The organism is Cohnella sp. GCM10012308 (genome assembly GCF_042649185.1).
Classification (GTDB): Bacteria; Bacillota; Bacilli; order Paenibacillales; family Paenibacillaceae; genus Cohnella.
Window position 1 is genome coordinate 417854 of sequence record NZ_JBHRYU010000002.1, and the last position, 14429, is coordinate 432282.

Genomic DNA, 14429 nt, shown 5'->3' on the forward strand with positions numbered 1-14429 from the left:
TGCCTGAGGTCGCGATCCTGCAGGGCATTTGGCCAATCCTATGAAACCGACGTTTTCAGAAATAAGATTGCATGACTTTGTCGATGCCGCTTGCAATGTCTTCCATATCCTTCTCGGATCCTAGAAGAACGTTTTGGTGCAGCCACAGCAGTTCATGTCCGGACGCTCTTTCCGCCACGGGGCAGCTATTCGTCTTCGCTTCCCCGACCAGCTCGCGAATTCGATCGATTACGGCAGCGTTCCGGTTTAGAGGAACGTAGCCGGCCGTAACCGGTATCCCCTCCGCAATCAATTTGCGGATAAAGTCTTCTTTTACGACCTTGTCCGTAACGGCTCTATCCAGTTTGAACATATAAAGGTGGTTCGCATGTTTGGTAATTCTACTGTCGTACTTCACGGGATGAATGCCCTCAATGAGGTGCAATCGTTCATCCAGATCGTTCGCCCTGCGCTGGCGAATCTCCATCTGTTCCTCTACTCGGCTCAACTGCGCAAGCGCCAGGGCGGCCTGCACCTCGGTGAACCTGAAGTTCCAGCCAATACGCTCGTGCTGATACCATCTGCCGTTGCGAACGCGACCGCAGTTATGAATCGACCAGACATGCTCGGCTAGCTCCTCGTCGTTACTAACGATGACGCCGCCCTCGCCGCTATTGAGATTTTTGCTGGCTTGGAGGCTGAAGGTACCCAGATCGCCTAGCGCGCCCACGCCCTGGTCCTCCCATTTGGCGCCTACCGCCTGTGCGGCATCTTCGATCAGACTCAGCTTGTGCGTCTCCGCAATTTGCCGCAGCCGGGTCATATTGGCCGGCGCGCCTGCGATATGAACGGCGATAATCGCTTTGGTGGCTGGCGTGATCGCCGCTTCGACCTTGTCCGGATCGATCAACATCGACTCATCCACATCCGCAAATACCGGAATCGCGCCGATCAGCAATGCCGCCGTAGCCGTAGCAATGAACGTATAGGGAGGCATGATGACCTCATCGCCCGCGTCTACGCCTGCAGCCAGCAGAGCGATGCTTATCGCGACTGTGCCGTTGTTGACTGTTATAGCGTATTTCGCATCCTGCAGACAGGCAAATTTTTCCTCAAACGATTTGATTTTATCCGGACTAACTCCGCCCCAATTCCCCGATCTGACGGTCTCCAGTAGAAGCTTCTCTTCCAGCTCCCCGAAGATCGGCCACTCGGGAAATGGATGCGTTCTTACCGGGCTCCCGCCATCGACTGCTAATGTTGACTTCTGCATGCCGTTAATCCTCCTAGGTAGGTTCGTTGATAATAGCCTTCAGTTGTTTTTTCACCGTTGCTTCGACAGTTTGATCGAATGGACCCGGAAGGCCGAAATAAGGGACGGATTCGATCGGCTCGTATCCGCCCTCCAGCAGCTGTTCGGCGGTTGTTACATAGCCGATCATTCCATTGCTGTAAGCCAGGGGAACCAGATCGGGGGAGCGGCTCTTCACAAACAAGCCGTAATCCGCGACCATCTCGCCGTTCATCGCGATGAACGTTAATCCGTCGGCTATCTTTAGCTTCGTTATTTCAAATAAGGCTTGCTCGCTCGGCTTGCGGGGCGGTGTCGATATCTCCGCAAAAGGGAGTCCGGTCACTGACCGTCTGCCTGCCAAAGCTGCGGGTTCCAGCCGTTCAAGTTGTCCGGCTAGAATCGCCTCCACATCGTCGGCCAATTTTTTCCAACGATGGAAATGGCATCCCGATCGTTTTCGGCAGCTGCCGGCCTAACGGGATTAATATCGCCGCAGCATCCTTGTAAATAAGCGCATACCGTCGAGGAATCGTGCCGGCTCTCCAACCTCTCCATGGCGTACCCGCAAAATTCAGCGGACACGGCATTGCGGGCGGATAGCGTTGGATGGCAAGCATAATGGGTCAGCACTCCCTTTTTCCTGCCTGCGGAAGTCGTAAAAACGAAAACTCTCAGTTCGGGATCGGTCAGGCCTTCCGCATTCGGAGCCAGCACGATCCTGTCCCTCTCTTTCTTCCTGCGATTCACGCTGATTCCGGAGCTGCCTTCGCCTCTATGTATACTCACGGGCTCGGCATCGCCTATTGCCTGTTCCACGCTCCGGATGACCGCTTGCTCCAAAAAAGAGAGGTAATCCGGAGCGGGCTCTCCTAACCCGACCGTTCGCGCTGAAACGGCCGGACCGGAATGTGTATGGGTAGCGTTTAAAATAATGGCATCTGCAGGAATTCCCCACTGCCGCTCGATGCATCTGCGCAGCCGCTCGGCCAGCTCATCCGACCAGAACAAAATATCGGCCGACACGAGCAGCGCCTGCAGCTTCGAGCGATCCGCCGCGTGCTGCCGGAAATAAAACGCCCGAACGTACAAGCGGCTGTCAACGGTCTCGAACTTTTGATTTTCCCGGACGGCAAATCCCGCAAGCGGCAATGGGAATGGCGGGGTGATGTCGATTTTGGCCGTACCGACAAGCAATGGAAGCGCCACAGAATCACTCCTTTCGATTTCTATGGTATAATACATTTCATTCAGGAATCGGTCATTTTTTATATTTTCCCGGTCAATAGAAAGAAAACGAATAGAAAATGAAGAAGAAAACGGGGGAAAACAACATGGTGAAGTTTCCGGAATATGAAGATGTTCTATCTTTATCCGGAGCCGTGAGCCGCAAGTTTTCTTGCGTGGTTACAACGCATACGCTTCAAAAGCATTACGCCTTGCATCACCACGACGTGCTCGAACTTGCCCTCGTCGTGAACGGAACCGGGACCGAGTTCATTAATGGAAGTCCGCATAAACTTCAACCAGGAACAGTCACTTTTTTACGGCCCCACGATATGCATGAAATATTCTGCGACGATGCGGGCGTGGAAGTGATCTGCTGCATGTTCGATATCAGCCTGCTGTTCGGTTCGACCATGGAGGCGGATTTCGGAACGATCATCCTGGGGACAAATGACGGATCGACATCCTATGTGGATCTTGAGCCTCAGCCCTACGCCGAAATGCGCAGCTGTCTTGAAAAAATGCGGCTAGAATACCTGGACGATAAACTGGCTAAAAACTCGTATATTCGCAGCAAGCTGATCGAGGCCTTGATTATCTATTTCCGCGCGCATCAAAAGAGCAATAACCTCCCTTCGCCTAGTTCCAATTATCGTACGAAAAAGCTGATATGGAATGTCATTCAATTCGTAAACACCCATTATATGGACGACCTATCCCTAGAAACGCTCTCCAGCCAATTCGATGCCAGCGTATCGGCTATCAGTCTTTCGTTCAAGGAAGTCATGGGAACGAATTTCCTCCATTATTTGCACAGCCTTCGGATCAGGAGAGCGACCGGCCTGCTTCTAAACACGAGCATGTCCGTTCTGGATATCTCCGTTGAGACCGGCTTTCAATCCTTCCGTACCTTTTCCCGGGTATTCGTAAAGTTCGAAGGGCTATCGCCTCGCGAATACCGTTTAAAAAATGCCCGAGGTGCGACAACCTTGCCTTCTATGCCTGACGCTACTAGGAATTAGGATTCGATGCACGCAAGTATTCGATTCGCTATTCTGACCGCCGAACAAGCTTCTTCCGCCGTTATAGGGAGCGGACCGTTCGTCTCGATGGCCCGGATAAAGCTCAGCAACTGGCAATAATAAGGATCTTCGAGCGACGACGCCTCGGGTATAACGACGCCCCGATCCGACGAATGCGCAAGAATTGCCTTTTTATCGATCGCAATGTTTTCTCGCGCGCTGTCGTAATAAAGCTCTCCCTGATCGCCCCTAATAACGAATTCGGCATGAAATGCGGACGAGCCCCAAACGGCCTTGAGGCTAATTTCAGTTCCGTTCGCGTAATAGAGCCGTGCCCATGCTTGCTCCATTCCCTCGCGAGTGATCATTTCCGCGCTTATATGCGCAATTTGGTCTCCTAGCAGCCACAGCACATAATCAATATCGTGAATCATCAGATCGAACACAATGCCGCCGCTTTTTCGCTTATCCAAAAACCAACTGTTCTCCGTCGGCATTAGGCTAGCTCTTGACGCACGCACATACTCGACCGATCCCGCCTTCCCTGCGTGGATGAGCGTTCGGGCATCTCTATATTCCGGAAAAAATCGGACCACATGCGCGACGCACAACCTGACCTTATTGTTTCGGCTTGCCTCTATGAGTTCCAAACAATCGGCTTCTGTAAGCGCAAGCGGTTTTTCGCAAATCACGTGTTTTCCGGCGTTCAGCGCCTGCAGCACGTATTCCTTATGCAAATAAGTCGGCAAAGTCACGCAGACGATATCCAGATCCGGGCGCGCGATCATCTCGCCGTAGGACTCGTGGACGCTAGCTTGTAGCAACTCAGCTAACCCGGCTGCCTTAGCCCGCTCGGGATGGCAGACTGCGGTCACCCGTACCCCATTCATCCTTACCAAACGATCGGCATAAACGCTTCCCATTGCGCCGCACCCGATTAAACCGATGTTCATCTCTTCCATCCTCCTCCTCTCGTTTCTATATTTTAAAGATCTCCGCCAAAAAGGACGGTCAAATTTGTTATGCAAGCAGTCAATTCTGATATTTTGAAAAGAGCGCCAAAAAGCGGGATGCCGCGGCTTCTGGAATCTAAGCCGCGGCATCCCGCTTATGATGTTGGGTCTTGGTTATTCGGACGCGCCCTGCCTCCGGGATCGTTATCTCGGCGTCAACCGGCGAAAATGCTCACGGGTGACGGTGCCGACCGGCGCCTCTCCCTTCGAAAACCGATGCAGCTCGTCGACGATAAAATCGCACAGGTCGCGTTTCAGAAGGCCGTGGAAGCCGCCGATATGCGGCAGGCACAACACGTTGTCCATGGTCAGCCACTCATGCTCCCGCGGCAGCGGCTCCGTCGCGTACACGTCGAGCGCCGCGAAAATGCGCCCGCCTTGCAGCTCGTCCGCAAGCGCTTGCTCCTGCACGATCGGTCCGCGCGCCGTGTTGACGAACAAGGACCCGTCGCGCAGGCGCGAGAGCTGCTCCGCGCCGATCATGCCTTCGGTCCGCGGCGTCCACGTATTGTGCAGCGAGACGATGTCGCTGCGCTCGAACAGCTCGTTTAGGCCGACGAGCTCCGCGCCCAGCGCGGCCGCCTCCTCCGGCGGACAATACCCGGAATGGATGAGCAGCCGGACGCCAAACGGCTTCAGCATGGCGATGACGTGCTTCGAGATCTCGCCGTAGCCGACGATCCCGACGGTTCTGCGGGTCACGCCGAGCACCGATTCGCGGTTGTTGTTACTCCACTGTCCCCGCTTCATTCTGGCGGCGTAGCCGGCATGATCCCATGCTCCTGCTAAAATGAGCGATACGGCAAGCTCGGCGGTCGAGCGCCCGAGTACCGAGTTGGCGCTTGTTACGACGATCGGCATATCGAAAACGTCCTCGCCGACGATCGAAGCGACGCTGCCGGCGCCATGGCCGATGAACTTCAACTTGCTCGCGCGCGCGAGCGCGTCCGGCGAGAAAAACGGCGAGCCCCACGACGTGATGCAGGCATCGTAATCGCCGATCCGCTCGGCGAGCGCAGCGCCGTCGAACGGCTGCCCCGGCGCGACGAAGTCGGCCTCCGAGAAGCTCGCCAGCTTGTCGCGGACCTCAGGCCGCCAGAACAGCTCGAGCAGCCCCGGATCCGCAATCGTTACTAACGTTTTCATTTTTGCACCCCTCAATTCTTCAATTTTTCTAATAACCCGCTCATCTTCGCTGCATAGTCGGGAAAAACCGTCTCGGGCTCCATGCCCGGCGCCTGCAGCTCCGGACGCCACTTGGTTTCCCACTCCAGCGAGTAGCTGCCCGCATAGCCCGCGCGCTCCAGCGTTGCCACGATGGAGGCGATCGGAACCTGTCCTTCTCCGATCCGCGTATACTTCCAGCTGCTGCGCAGCGGATCTTCGAACGGGACGCCGTCCTTGACATGGACATGGACGCACTGCGCCCCCAGCAGCGCCACCGTCTCCTCCGGCTGCTCGCCTTCCTCTAGCGGATGGATGATATCGTAGATAACGGCGCAGTTGTCGCGCCGGACGTCGTCCAACAGCTTGCGGAGCGAGCGGCCGGTGGCGAACTCATTGTGCGTCTCGATCCAGATCGGCACGCCAAGCGGAGCCGCGTCGTCGCAAGCGGACGCAATATGCGCGACTAGCGCCTCGTATGGAATGGCCGGCATGTCCTGGTCCCTGCGTTCGGCGAAATAACCGAGGAAAACGCGTACGCCCCCGGCCTCCAGGTCGTGCGCTAGCCGCACGGAGCGCCGCAAGTTTTCGAGCTGGGCCGCGTCTCCAGGAAGTCCGGTGAGACAAACGCCCGATGCGATATCTATCGCCCGAACGCCTGCCCGCCGGAAACTGCGAAGCGCCGACCTGCGCGTCTCCGCCTTCATCTCCGCAGATACTCCCCAGGGCGCGCCTTCCCTTAGCTCGAGACCGCCGAAGTCCCAGCGGACGGCCATTTCCAGCATATCGTCCAAAGTCCGTCCTTCGCAGGGGAGCGTGCTGAATGCCAATCGATTCATGCCGCACCTCTCTTTCGTTTCCGTCGCTTGCGATCGGTCATGTAGATTATGGCAGGGCCAGAAGGGCGTACGCCTTCCATTTTCCGCGCTTCTTTTGAACATTTCCGAGAATCCGTGTACGATAAAAAGAAGAGAACGAGACGCAGCGGAGGTTTTATGCCCGATTATCCGATTTACGGCTCCAAAGAAATGCTGGACGACGCGTTTCCCTTCAAGATCGAGATCCGGCGGCCGCAGACGATGAACGACGTCTTGCACGCCCACGAGCACCTTCAGCTGTGCTATATGCGTTCCGGCAGCTGTATCCACTGGGCGGGCGGACAGCGTCACGTGCTTGCCAAAGGCGATCTCTTCTCGATCCCTCCTTTTCAGGAGCACCGGCTGGAGCGGCGCGAAGGGATGGACTTCGTCATGTTCCAGGTCGACTTTATGCCCCATGCGATCCACGAGAGCCTGCGGGACCTGGCGAGCATCGAGACGTTCGTCGACTTCGCCTTTATCCGTCCGCTCCTCGCCGAGGCCGACCTGCTGCCCAAGATGACGCTCACGCTGCCCGCGCAGGCCGTCGTCGAGAGCTTGCTCGATGTCATTGCGGCCGAGTGGGAAGAAAAAGAGGAAGGCTACCGGCTGGCGATCCGTGCCGAGTTGCTGAAGCTGCTCGTGTTGACCTGCCGGCAGTACAAACGCTACTCGAGCGCCGACGGCTCGCGCGAGCGGCAGCAGGTCGTCTACCACCGCAAAGCTTTTTTCGAGACGATTGCCTATATGGAGTCGCATTACGACGAGGATCTTCATCTGGAGGACATGGCAGCCAGGGCGCTCATGGCGCCGTCGTACTTCAGCAATCTGCTCAAGCTTGTCAAAGGCAAATCGTACATCGAGCTGCTGTCCGCGCTGCGCATTCAGGCGGCCATGGAGCTCTTGTTGGGTACGGATCTCAGCGTGACCGAGATCGCGACGCGCGCGGGCTACAATCATATCAGTCATTTCAACCGAACCTTTAAAAAGCATACGGGGCTCACGCCGGGCGATTACCGCAAGCATCAAGCCTGATTCCGGCCGCCTGCGGCAGTCAGATCGTTCATGTTTTAGTGACATCCTTTATATTCGCGCCGATCTGCCGCTTCTATAATAGAAACGAAGCTTAAGCGAGCAGCGAAACCGGAGGATGCGGACGATGACAAAAATGAAGGTCGGATTGCAATTGTATACGCTAAGGGACGAGCTTGAGCGGGATTTCGAGGCGACGCTGCGGCGGGTCGCCGAGATCGGCTACGCGGGCGTCGAATTCGCGGGCTATTACGGCTACTGCCCCGAGCAGCTGCGCGAGCTGCTCGATCGGCTGTCGCTGCAGGCGGTCAGCACGCACGTGAACGTAAACCGGCTGCGCCATCATCTGGACGAGGAGCTTGTCATGAGCGAGGTTCTCGGCAACCGGTACGCCGTCTGTCCCGGGATCGCCGCATCGGAACGCATGCCCCTGCCGGAGGCTGCCGCCTTTTTCGAAGCTTGCGGCGAACGCTTCGCGGAGCAAGGGATCTCGTTCGGCTTTCACAACCATTGGATCGAATTTACGGACGCCTATGAGGACGAGCGCTGGTTCGACGCGTTGTTCGGCCGCACCTCCCCCGACTTCTTAAAGAGCGAGCTCGACGTATGCTGGGTCGCGCACGGCGGCTGCGATCCGGTCGCATATATTCGGAAATACGCGGGTCGCGTTCCCCTGATCCATGTGAAGGATATGCGCAAAGCCCCGAGCGGCGATGTGGAGACGGTCGAGCTCGGACGCGGCGGCATGGATCTGCCGGCCTTGCTCGCGGCGGCCGAGACAGCCGGCACCGAATGGCTCATCGTGGAGCAGGACGATTGCGCCGGTCCGGCGCTCGAGAGCGTACGCATCAGCAGGGAGTGGCTTCGCGAGCGCGGATATTAACAAAAATAGGCTGCCGGCCGCGGGCGTTTTTCACGCCGCGATACACCATTTAAGAGAGGAGATCCGCCATGTCGAACGATCAGCAGCTCCGCGCCGATCCGTTGTACGTCGGCATGGCGCATCATAAGAGACGCTCCCGTCATCCTTGCCAGCAGCTGGACACGTACGTAATCCGGCTTCAGACGAGCGGCAGCTGCGAGGCGCTGATCGACGGCGTTTTCACCGAAATTGTGCCCGGCGACCTGCTTCTGTTCAGGCCGGGGGATCCGTACGAGCTGATCCTGAGCGACAACAGCATCGATTATTACGCGATCTGCACGGGTTCATGGATGGATTGGTGGTGGGAGCGCTTCAGTCCGCCGAAAAAAACGGCCGTTCCGCTCGACGACGAGCTGCTGAGCTTATGGAGCCGACTTGAGCGGGAAACGCTGCGGTCGGGCAGCGCGCCGGGCGAGCTGAACGACTACCTGCTGCGCGCCTTCTGCCTGTCGCTGCAGCGGCTGTACGAGACGGCCGGTACGGAAAAGGCCTCTACTCCCGCTTATGTCGCTTACAGCATCAAACGTTTCATCGACCAACACGCGGCCGAGGCGCTGACGCTCGAGCAGATCGCAAGACACGCCGGGGTCAGCGTATCCCGCACCGTGTCGCTGTTCAAGCGCTGCTTTAACCAATCGATCATGAGCTACGCGATCGAAGTCCGGCTCGCGACTGCCTGCGAGCGCATCCGGCACACTTCCATGTCGCTCGATGCCGTCGCGGCGTCCTGCGGCTTCAACAGCTACACCTACTTTCATCGGCAATTCCGCATGCGGTACGGACTGTCCCCCCGCCAATACCGGGAGGAGCAGCAGAGGCGCGCGAGCCTTCCGAATACTTGAGCATTCATATGCCCCTTCTCGGCAATCGGCCGAGGGGGCTTTTTTTTTCGGCGCGGCTGTAAAGGCGATGCTTGCCTGGAACGTCGGAGATGCGTCGAATAGACGTTTAACGGACCAGAACGCAATCCACCACGGACACCAGAGCGAGCTCCGATTTACCTCAAATAACGGAACCACGGTCCGCCTAGCTTTCCCCCGACTTCCTGTGCCATACGCTACCTATCCGCCAGCCTGCCGCATGCGCCGACTCTACGAAAAGTCGCATACTTTCAGCAATCGGTCAGCTTCGGCTCACCCTCCCTTCAGCCAGCGTTCAAGCTCGATTCAGTTGGCTCCGCGATAATGAATCCCGTACAGCATACATCCTCTTCATACCGACAGGGAGTGGTCGCCATTAAACGCATGAAACGAAAAACCAAAATCATTGTATCCGTCGTCTTGGTCCTCGCGACGCTCGGAACCGTCACGTATAAGCTAGCCGACCGATATTTGATCGAGCACGTGGAGGTCCGGGTAGCGAGCGCGCAGACTTCGGCGGACGTATCAAACATGTCGGCCGGATCTAACGCGGGGACGACCTCGGACGACTCAACAGAAGGTTCGGCGACAGCCTCGTCATCAACGTCCGGCTCAGCGTCCGACTCGACGGCAGCCTCGACCGGCAGCGTTCAGTCCGACGACTGGAACTACGAGAGCGACAATGAAAAGATCAGCATCCAGAAGCTGCAGAAAGGCTCGGGCGACGACCTGATCACCTACTATGTCGCGGACGTAATCCTCAAAAACGGCACGAGCATCCAGACGGCGTTCGCCAAAGACGCCTTCGGCACGAATATTACGCAGAACACGTCCACCATCGCCGCCAACCACGGCGCCGTGTTCGCCATTAACGGCGATTACTACGGCTTCCGCAACGACGGCGTCGTCATTCGCAACGGCACGCTCTACCGGGACGAACCGGCGCGCGAAGGGTTGGCCCTGCTCTCGGACGGATCGATGAAGTCCTACGACGAGGAGGAGGAAACTTCGGCTTCCCTGCTGGCCGAGGGCGTGACCAACACCTTCTCGTTCGGCCCGACGCTCGTCCAGAACGGCGTCGCCGTAGACAACTTCGACAACGTCAAGATCGACACCAACTTCGGCAACCGCACGATCGACGGGGCCAATCCGCGGACGGGCATCGGCATGATCGCCCCCAACCACTATGTATTCGTCGTCGTGGACGGACGCTCGTCGGACAGCAGAGGCATGACGCTGAATGAATTCGCGGACCTGTTCGCCGAGCTCGGCGCGACCGAGGCTTACAACCTGGACGGCGGCGGCTCCTCTACGATGTATTTCAACGGCAAGGTCGTGAACGATCCGCAAGGCAAGGAAAAAGAACGAGGCGTAAGCGACATCATCTATCTGCCCGAATAAATAAGGGCTGACGACAATCTCGCCGAGGAGGCACGAATATGACGATTTTAATTCCGTCCTACGAACCGGACGAGCGGTTGCTGGGGTTGATTCACGATCTGCAGGAGGTTACGGATACGCCGATCCTGATCGTGGACGACGGCAGCGGAGACAAGTACAACGGCATTTTCCAATCGGCGAGAGCTGCCGGATGCACCGTCCTCTCTCATGACGGCAACAAAGGCAAGGGTACCGCGCTAAAAACCGGCTTCGACTATATCAAGCGCACGGGCGACACGGACGGCGTCGTTTGCGCGGACAGCGACGGACAGCATCTGCCCCACGATATTATGCGGATCGCGCAAACGGTCCGCACGCACCGGCGCCATATCGTGCTCGGCAGCCGGCGGTTCACCGGCAAAGTGCCCCTGCGCAGCCGCTTCGGCAACTCTGCCACCCGGATGGTGTTCGCATACGCGACGGGCGCCCCGATCCAGGACACGCAGACCGGGCTGCGGGGGTATTCGACCGACATGCTCGACTGGCTCTGCCGCGTTCCCGGCGAGCGGTTCGAATACGAGATGAACATGCTGCTCGCCTCCAAGCCTGCGGGTTATGCCACCGTCGAGGTGCCGATCGATACCGTTTACCTCGACGACAATAAATCCTCGCATTTCCGCCCGCTCGCCGACTCGGCACGCATTTACTTTCCGTTTCTCAAGTTCGGCGCATCGTCCGTGCTGTCTGCCGTGCTCGACTTCGTTCTGCTGTTCCTGCTGCAGTGGATGACGTCAAATCTGCTCGTCGCCGTCGTCGGCGCCCGTGTTGTCAGCTCCGCCTTCAACTATGCGATGAACCGTAAATACGTATTCAGCGGCAAGCATACCAATACGAGACGCTCGCTTCCCCGTTACTATGCGCTGGCGGTCACGATTCTTATTTTTAATTACGTGCTGCTGTATTCGTTCCACGAGACGATCGGCATCCCGCTTTTCGCCTCCAAGCTGCTGACTGAGGGCATGCTGTTCCTGTTCAGCTTCTGGTGGCAGCGAAGATTCGTCTATTAATCGGTCGCCTTAGGCGATGCTGTAGGCTTCTCGTGCTGGCGCCTCATCAGCATGAACTGCTTGGCCAAATATAGCGGCGTATAGGGCATATCATTGCGCAGCCAGGAGATGATCGTACCGATCAGGGCCGACGAGCCGTACCAGACGACGATATCTCGCTGGATCCCGAGAGCGGCGAGATTCGCCTCCCCTTCCGGGCTGTCGATCCGCTCCACGACCATATCGGTCAGCAGCTTCAAAAATTGCTCCGTAAATACCGTCGTACGCCTCGTGGTGAGGATAACCTTGTAAAACCGGAAGTGCTCGGCGATATGCTCCAGCAGATTGACCATCAGCGGCCATCCCTCTGCCTGAGCGGGTCTTTGCCGGGATGCGGGCGCTTGCAGGATCGCGCGCAGGTCCTCGATCATCTCGTCCGCCATTTTTTCCATCATGTCCGGAATGTCCCGGTAATGCAGGTAAAACGTCACCCGGTTGATCGTGGCGCGCTCGGCCAGGCGGTTCACCGAGATTTTCTCGACGTCCATCTCCTCCAGCAGCTCGACTAACGCATCCCGCAGCATGCGCCGCGTGCGAACGATGCGGGGGTCGGTGCGCGGCGTAACATGGCTCATATGAAGCCTCCTTATCAGGATCCGCTGACTGGACGACAGTTTCTCTTCGTTTTGTCTATCATATCGGACCTAAACGACGAGATTCCGTTTCCATGCGAGTTAATTTACAATCCATCGATTACTGTCGATTGCAAAGCTCGCAGATCCGGTTAAAATCTAATTTATGCCGTGTTAATTATATTACACTTTGTAAATTTAGTCCATCGCGGACTTGAGAGGATGGGGCAGTTGAGTAAAACCTTGGCTGGTGAAGGCGGTTCGATTAAAAAGGGGCCGATCCTGTTCATCATGATTCTGGGAGCCTTCCTTGCGACCTTGAATCAGACGATCATGAGCGTCGCTACGCCGGAGCTGATGAACGACTTCGGGATCTCGGCGACGACGGCACAGTGGCTGACGACCGGATACATGCTGGTCAACGGCGTGCTGATTCCGATTACCGCATTTTTGATGCAGCGGTTCACGACCCGGGAGCTGTTCCAGGCTTCCATGGTGATTTTCCTGGCAGGCACGATCGTGTCGGCTGTCGCCACCGGCTTCCCCGTATTGTTGGCGGGACGCCTCATTCAAGCGGCCGGCGCCGGTATTATTATGCCGCTGCTGATGAACGTCATCCTGACGCTGTTCCCGCCCAACAAGCGCGGCGCGGCGATGGGCATGGTCGGCTTCGCCATCATTTTCGCGCCGGCGATCGGTCCGACGCTTGCCGGATACGTCCTCGAGAATTTCCCTTGGGAAACGATGTTCTACGGCATGCTGCCTTTTGTCGTACTCGTCATCATTTTGGGCTTCGTTTATCTTCGCAATGTGTCGGAGCGGTCGTTCCCGAAAATCGATATCGTCAGCGTGCTCCTGTCCACGATCGGCTTCGGCGCCGTACTGTTCGGCTTTAGCCGGGCAGGCAGCCTGGGTTGGTCGAGCACGGAGGTCATTACGTATCTGATCGCGGGCGTCGTCTCGCTCGGTCTCTTTACCTGGCGTCAACTGGCGTCCAGCAACCCGCTGCTCGATCTTCGCGCTTTCAGGTACGATATGTTCACGCTGACGACGATCATCAATATTGCAGTCACGATGATGATGTACGCGGACATGATGCTGCTGCCGTTGTATCTGCAGAACGCACGGGGCTATACCGCGCTGGAGTCCGGTCTGCTGATGCTCCCCGGCTCGCTCCTGATGGGCTTCATGATGCCGATCACCGGCAAGCTGTTCGACCGGTTCGGCGCGAAGTGGCTGTCGGTCATCGGCATGGCCATCACGATCGGCACGACAATCGGCTTCATGAACTTGACCGACTCGACCAGCTATACGTATCTGGTGCTCATGTCGACAGGCCGCCGTATCGGTATGGCGATGTTCCTGATGCCGATCACGACGGCGGGTCTCAACCAGCTGCCGCCGCGGCTTGGCGCCCATGGCACGGCGATCTCCAATACGATTAAGCAGGTTGCCGGCGCAATCGGCACGTCGCTGCTGGTCACCGTCATGACGGACCGCACCAAGACGCACTACACGGAGATGGCTGCCGCCGGCGGCACAAACCAGGCGCATATGTCGATGGAAGCGATGATCCAGGGCATCAACGACGCGTACCTCGTTATCGTCGCGATCGGCGTCGCGGGCCTGCTGCTCTCGTTCTTCATCAAGCGCAAGGATCACCCGCACGAGGTCAAGGATCTCTCGGCGCGGACGGAAGTCAAAGCTCAGGAAGCTTGATCAGATGTGCAAGAAGCCGGTTCCCGCAGATGCGGGGCCGGCTTTTTGGCGTTTTTGAAGTCTGAGGGAAAACCGGCCAAAGTTGTTCCTGAGTAGGAACATCGAGGCGCCTCGTACGCAACGCCTGCCGGACTTGTTCCTACTTAGGAACACCCAGGCGCCTCGTACGCAACGCCTGCCGGACTTGTTCCTGAGTAGGAACACCGAGGCGCATCATGCATAAGGCTGCCGGACTTGTTCCTAATCGGGAACACCCAGGCGCCTCGTACGCAACGCCGGCCGAAG

Annotated in this window: 14 protein-coding genes; 7 read left to right on the plus strand and 7 right to left on the minus strand. The window is 57.4% G+C overall.

All coding sequences use genetic code 11. The features are described 5' to 3' along the window. Positions 1–55: 55 nt before the first annotated feature. From ACFOTD_RS05025 to ACFOTD_RS05035, 3 genes are read right to left on the minus strand one after another with little or no spacing between them, the layout of a single operon-like run. Entirely contained in the window at positions 56–1252 is a 1197-nt protein-coding gene (locus tag ACFOTD_RS05025; protein ID WP_378116341.1) for a DegT/DnrJ/EryC1/StrS family aminotransferase, read from the minus strand. A gap of 13 nt (positions 1253–1265) precedes the next feature. Beyond that, on the minus strand, positions 1266–1694 hold the full coding sequence (locus tag ACFOTD_RS05030) for a hypothetical protein (RefSeq protein WP_378116343.1): 429 nt from the start codon (positions 1692–1694) through the stop codon (positions 1266–1268). Next, positions 1667–2479 (minus strand): neutral/alkaline non-lysosomal ceramidase N-terminal domain-containing protein, encoded by an 813-nt coding sequence (locus ACFOTD_RS05035; protein ID WP_378116345.1) that lies wholly within the window; start codon positions 2477–2479, stop codon positions 1667–1669. The genes ACFOTD_RS05030 and ACFOTD_RS05035 overlap by 28 nt, the downstream gene beginning before the upstream one ends. A gap of 125 nt (positions 2480–2604) precedes the next feature. Between ACFOTD_RS05035 and ACFOTD_RS05040 the strand changes: the two genes are divergently transcribed. Next, complete coding sequence (locus tag ACFOTD_RS05040; RefSeq protein WP_378116347.1) at positions 2605–3519, plus strand: helix-turn-helix domain-containing protein; 915 nt, start codon at positions 2605–2607, stop codon at positions 3517–3519. Here ACFOTD_RS05040 and ACFOTD_RS05045 read toward each other — a convergent pair. The 3 genes from ACFOTD_RS05045 to ACFOTD_RS05055 form a co-directional block, all read right to left on the minus strand. Further along, the gene (locus ACFOTD_RS05045) at positions 3516–4472 is read right to left on the minus strand and encodes a Gfo/Idh/MocA family protein (RefSeq protein ID WP_378116349.1); all 957 of its coding nucleotides are present in this window, start codon (positions 4470–4472) and stop codon (positions 3516–3518) included. The genes ACFOTD_RS05040 and ACFOTD_RS05045 overlap by 4 nt on opposite strands. A gap of 204 nt (positions 4473–4676) precedes the next feature. Next, a complete protein-coding gene (locus ACFOTD_RS05050; protein WP_378116351.1) occupies positions 4677–5678 on the minus strand; it encodes a hydroxyacid dehydrogenase in 1002 nt (333 codons plus the stop codon). An 11-nt stretch (positions 5679–5689) separates the two neighbouring features. Beyond that, complete coding sequence (locus tag ACFOTD_RS05055) at positions 5690–6535, minus strand: sugar phosphate isomerase/epimerase family protein (protein ID WP_378116353.1); 846 nt, start codon at positions 6533–6535, stop codon at positions 5690–5692. A gap of 156 nt (positions 6536–6691) precedes the next feature. On the opposite strand from ACFOTD_RS05055, the gene ACFOTD_RS05060 reads away from it, so the two are divergent. The 5 genes from ACFOTD_RS05060 (at position 6692) to ACFOTD_RS05080 (ending at position 11814) form a co-directional block, all read left to right on the plus strand. Then, a complete protein-coding gene (locus ACFOTD_RS05060) occupies positions 6692–7588 on the plus strand; it encodes an AraC family transcriptional regulator (protein ID WP_378116355.1) in 897 nt (298 codons plus the stop codon). 124 nt (positions 7589–7712) lie between these two features. Continuing rightward, positions 7713–8468, plus strand: a complete 756-nt coding sequence (locus tag ACFOTD_RS05065) for a sugar phosphate isomerase/epimerase family protein (protein WP_378116357.1) — start codon at positions 7713–7715, stop codon at positions 8466–8468. Between the two features lie 68 nt (positions 8469–8536). Then, the gene (locus tag ACFOTD_RS05070) at positions 8537–9349 is read left to right on the plus strand and encodes a helix-turn-helix domain-containing protein (RefSeq protein WP_378116358.1); all 813 of its coding nucleotides are present in this window, start codon (positions 8537–8539) and stop codon (positions 9347–9349) included. A 402-nt stretch (positions 9350–9751) separates the two neighbouring features. After that, positions 9752–10768 (plus strand): phosphodiester glycosidase family protein, encoded by a 1017-nt coding sequence (locus ACFOTD_RS05075; protein WP_378116360.1) that lies wholly within the window; start codon positions 9752–9754, stop codon positions 10766–10768. Between the two features lie 38 nt (positions 10769–10806). Next, the gene (locus ACFOTD_RS05080) at positions 10807–11814 is read left to right on the plus strand and encodes a GtrA family protein (RefSeq protein ID WP_378116362.1); all 1008 of its coding nucleotides are present in this window, start codon (positions 10807–10809) and stop codon (positions 11812–11814) included. Here the strand turns inward: ACFOTD_RS05080 and ACFOTD_RS05085 are convergent. After that, positions 11811–12428 (minus strand): TetR/AcrR family transcriptional regulator, encoded by a 618-nt coding sequence (locus ACFOTD_RS05085; protein ID WP_378116364.1) that lies wholly within the window; start codon positions 12426–12428, stop codon positions 11811–11813. The genes ACFOTD_RS05080 and ACFOTD_RS05085 overlap by 4 nt on opposite strands. 219 nt (positions 12429–12647) lie before the next feature. Between ACFOTD_RS05085 and ACFOTD_RS05090 the strand changes: the two genes are divergently transcribed. Continuing rightward, a complete protein-coding gene (locus tag ACFOTD_RS05090; RefSeq protein WP_378116366.1) occupies positions 12648–14144 on the plus strand; it encodes a DHA2 family efflux MFS transporter permease subunit in 1497 nt (498 codons plus the stop codon). Positions 14145–14429: the final 285 nt, after the last annotated feature.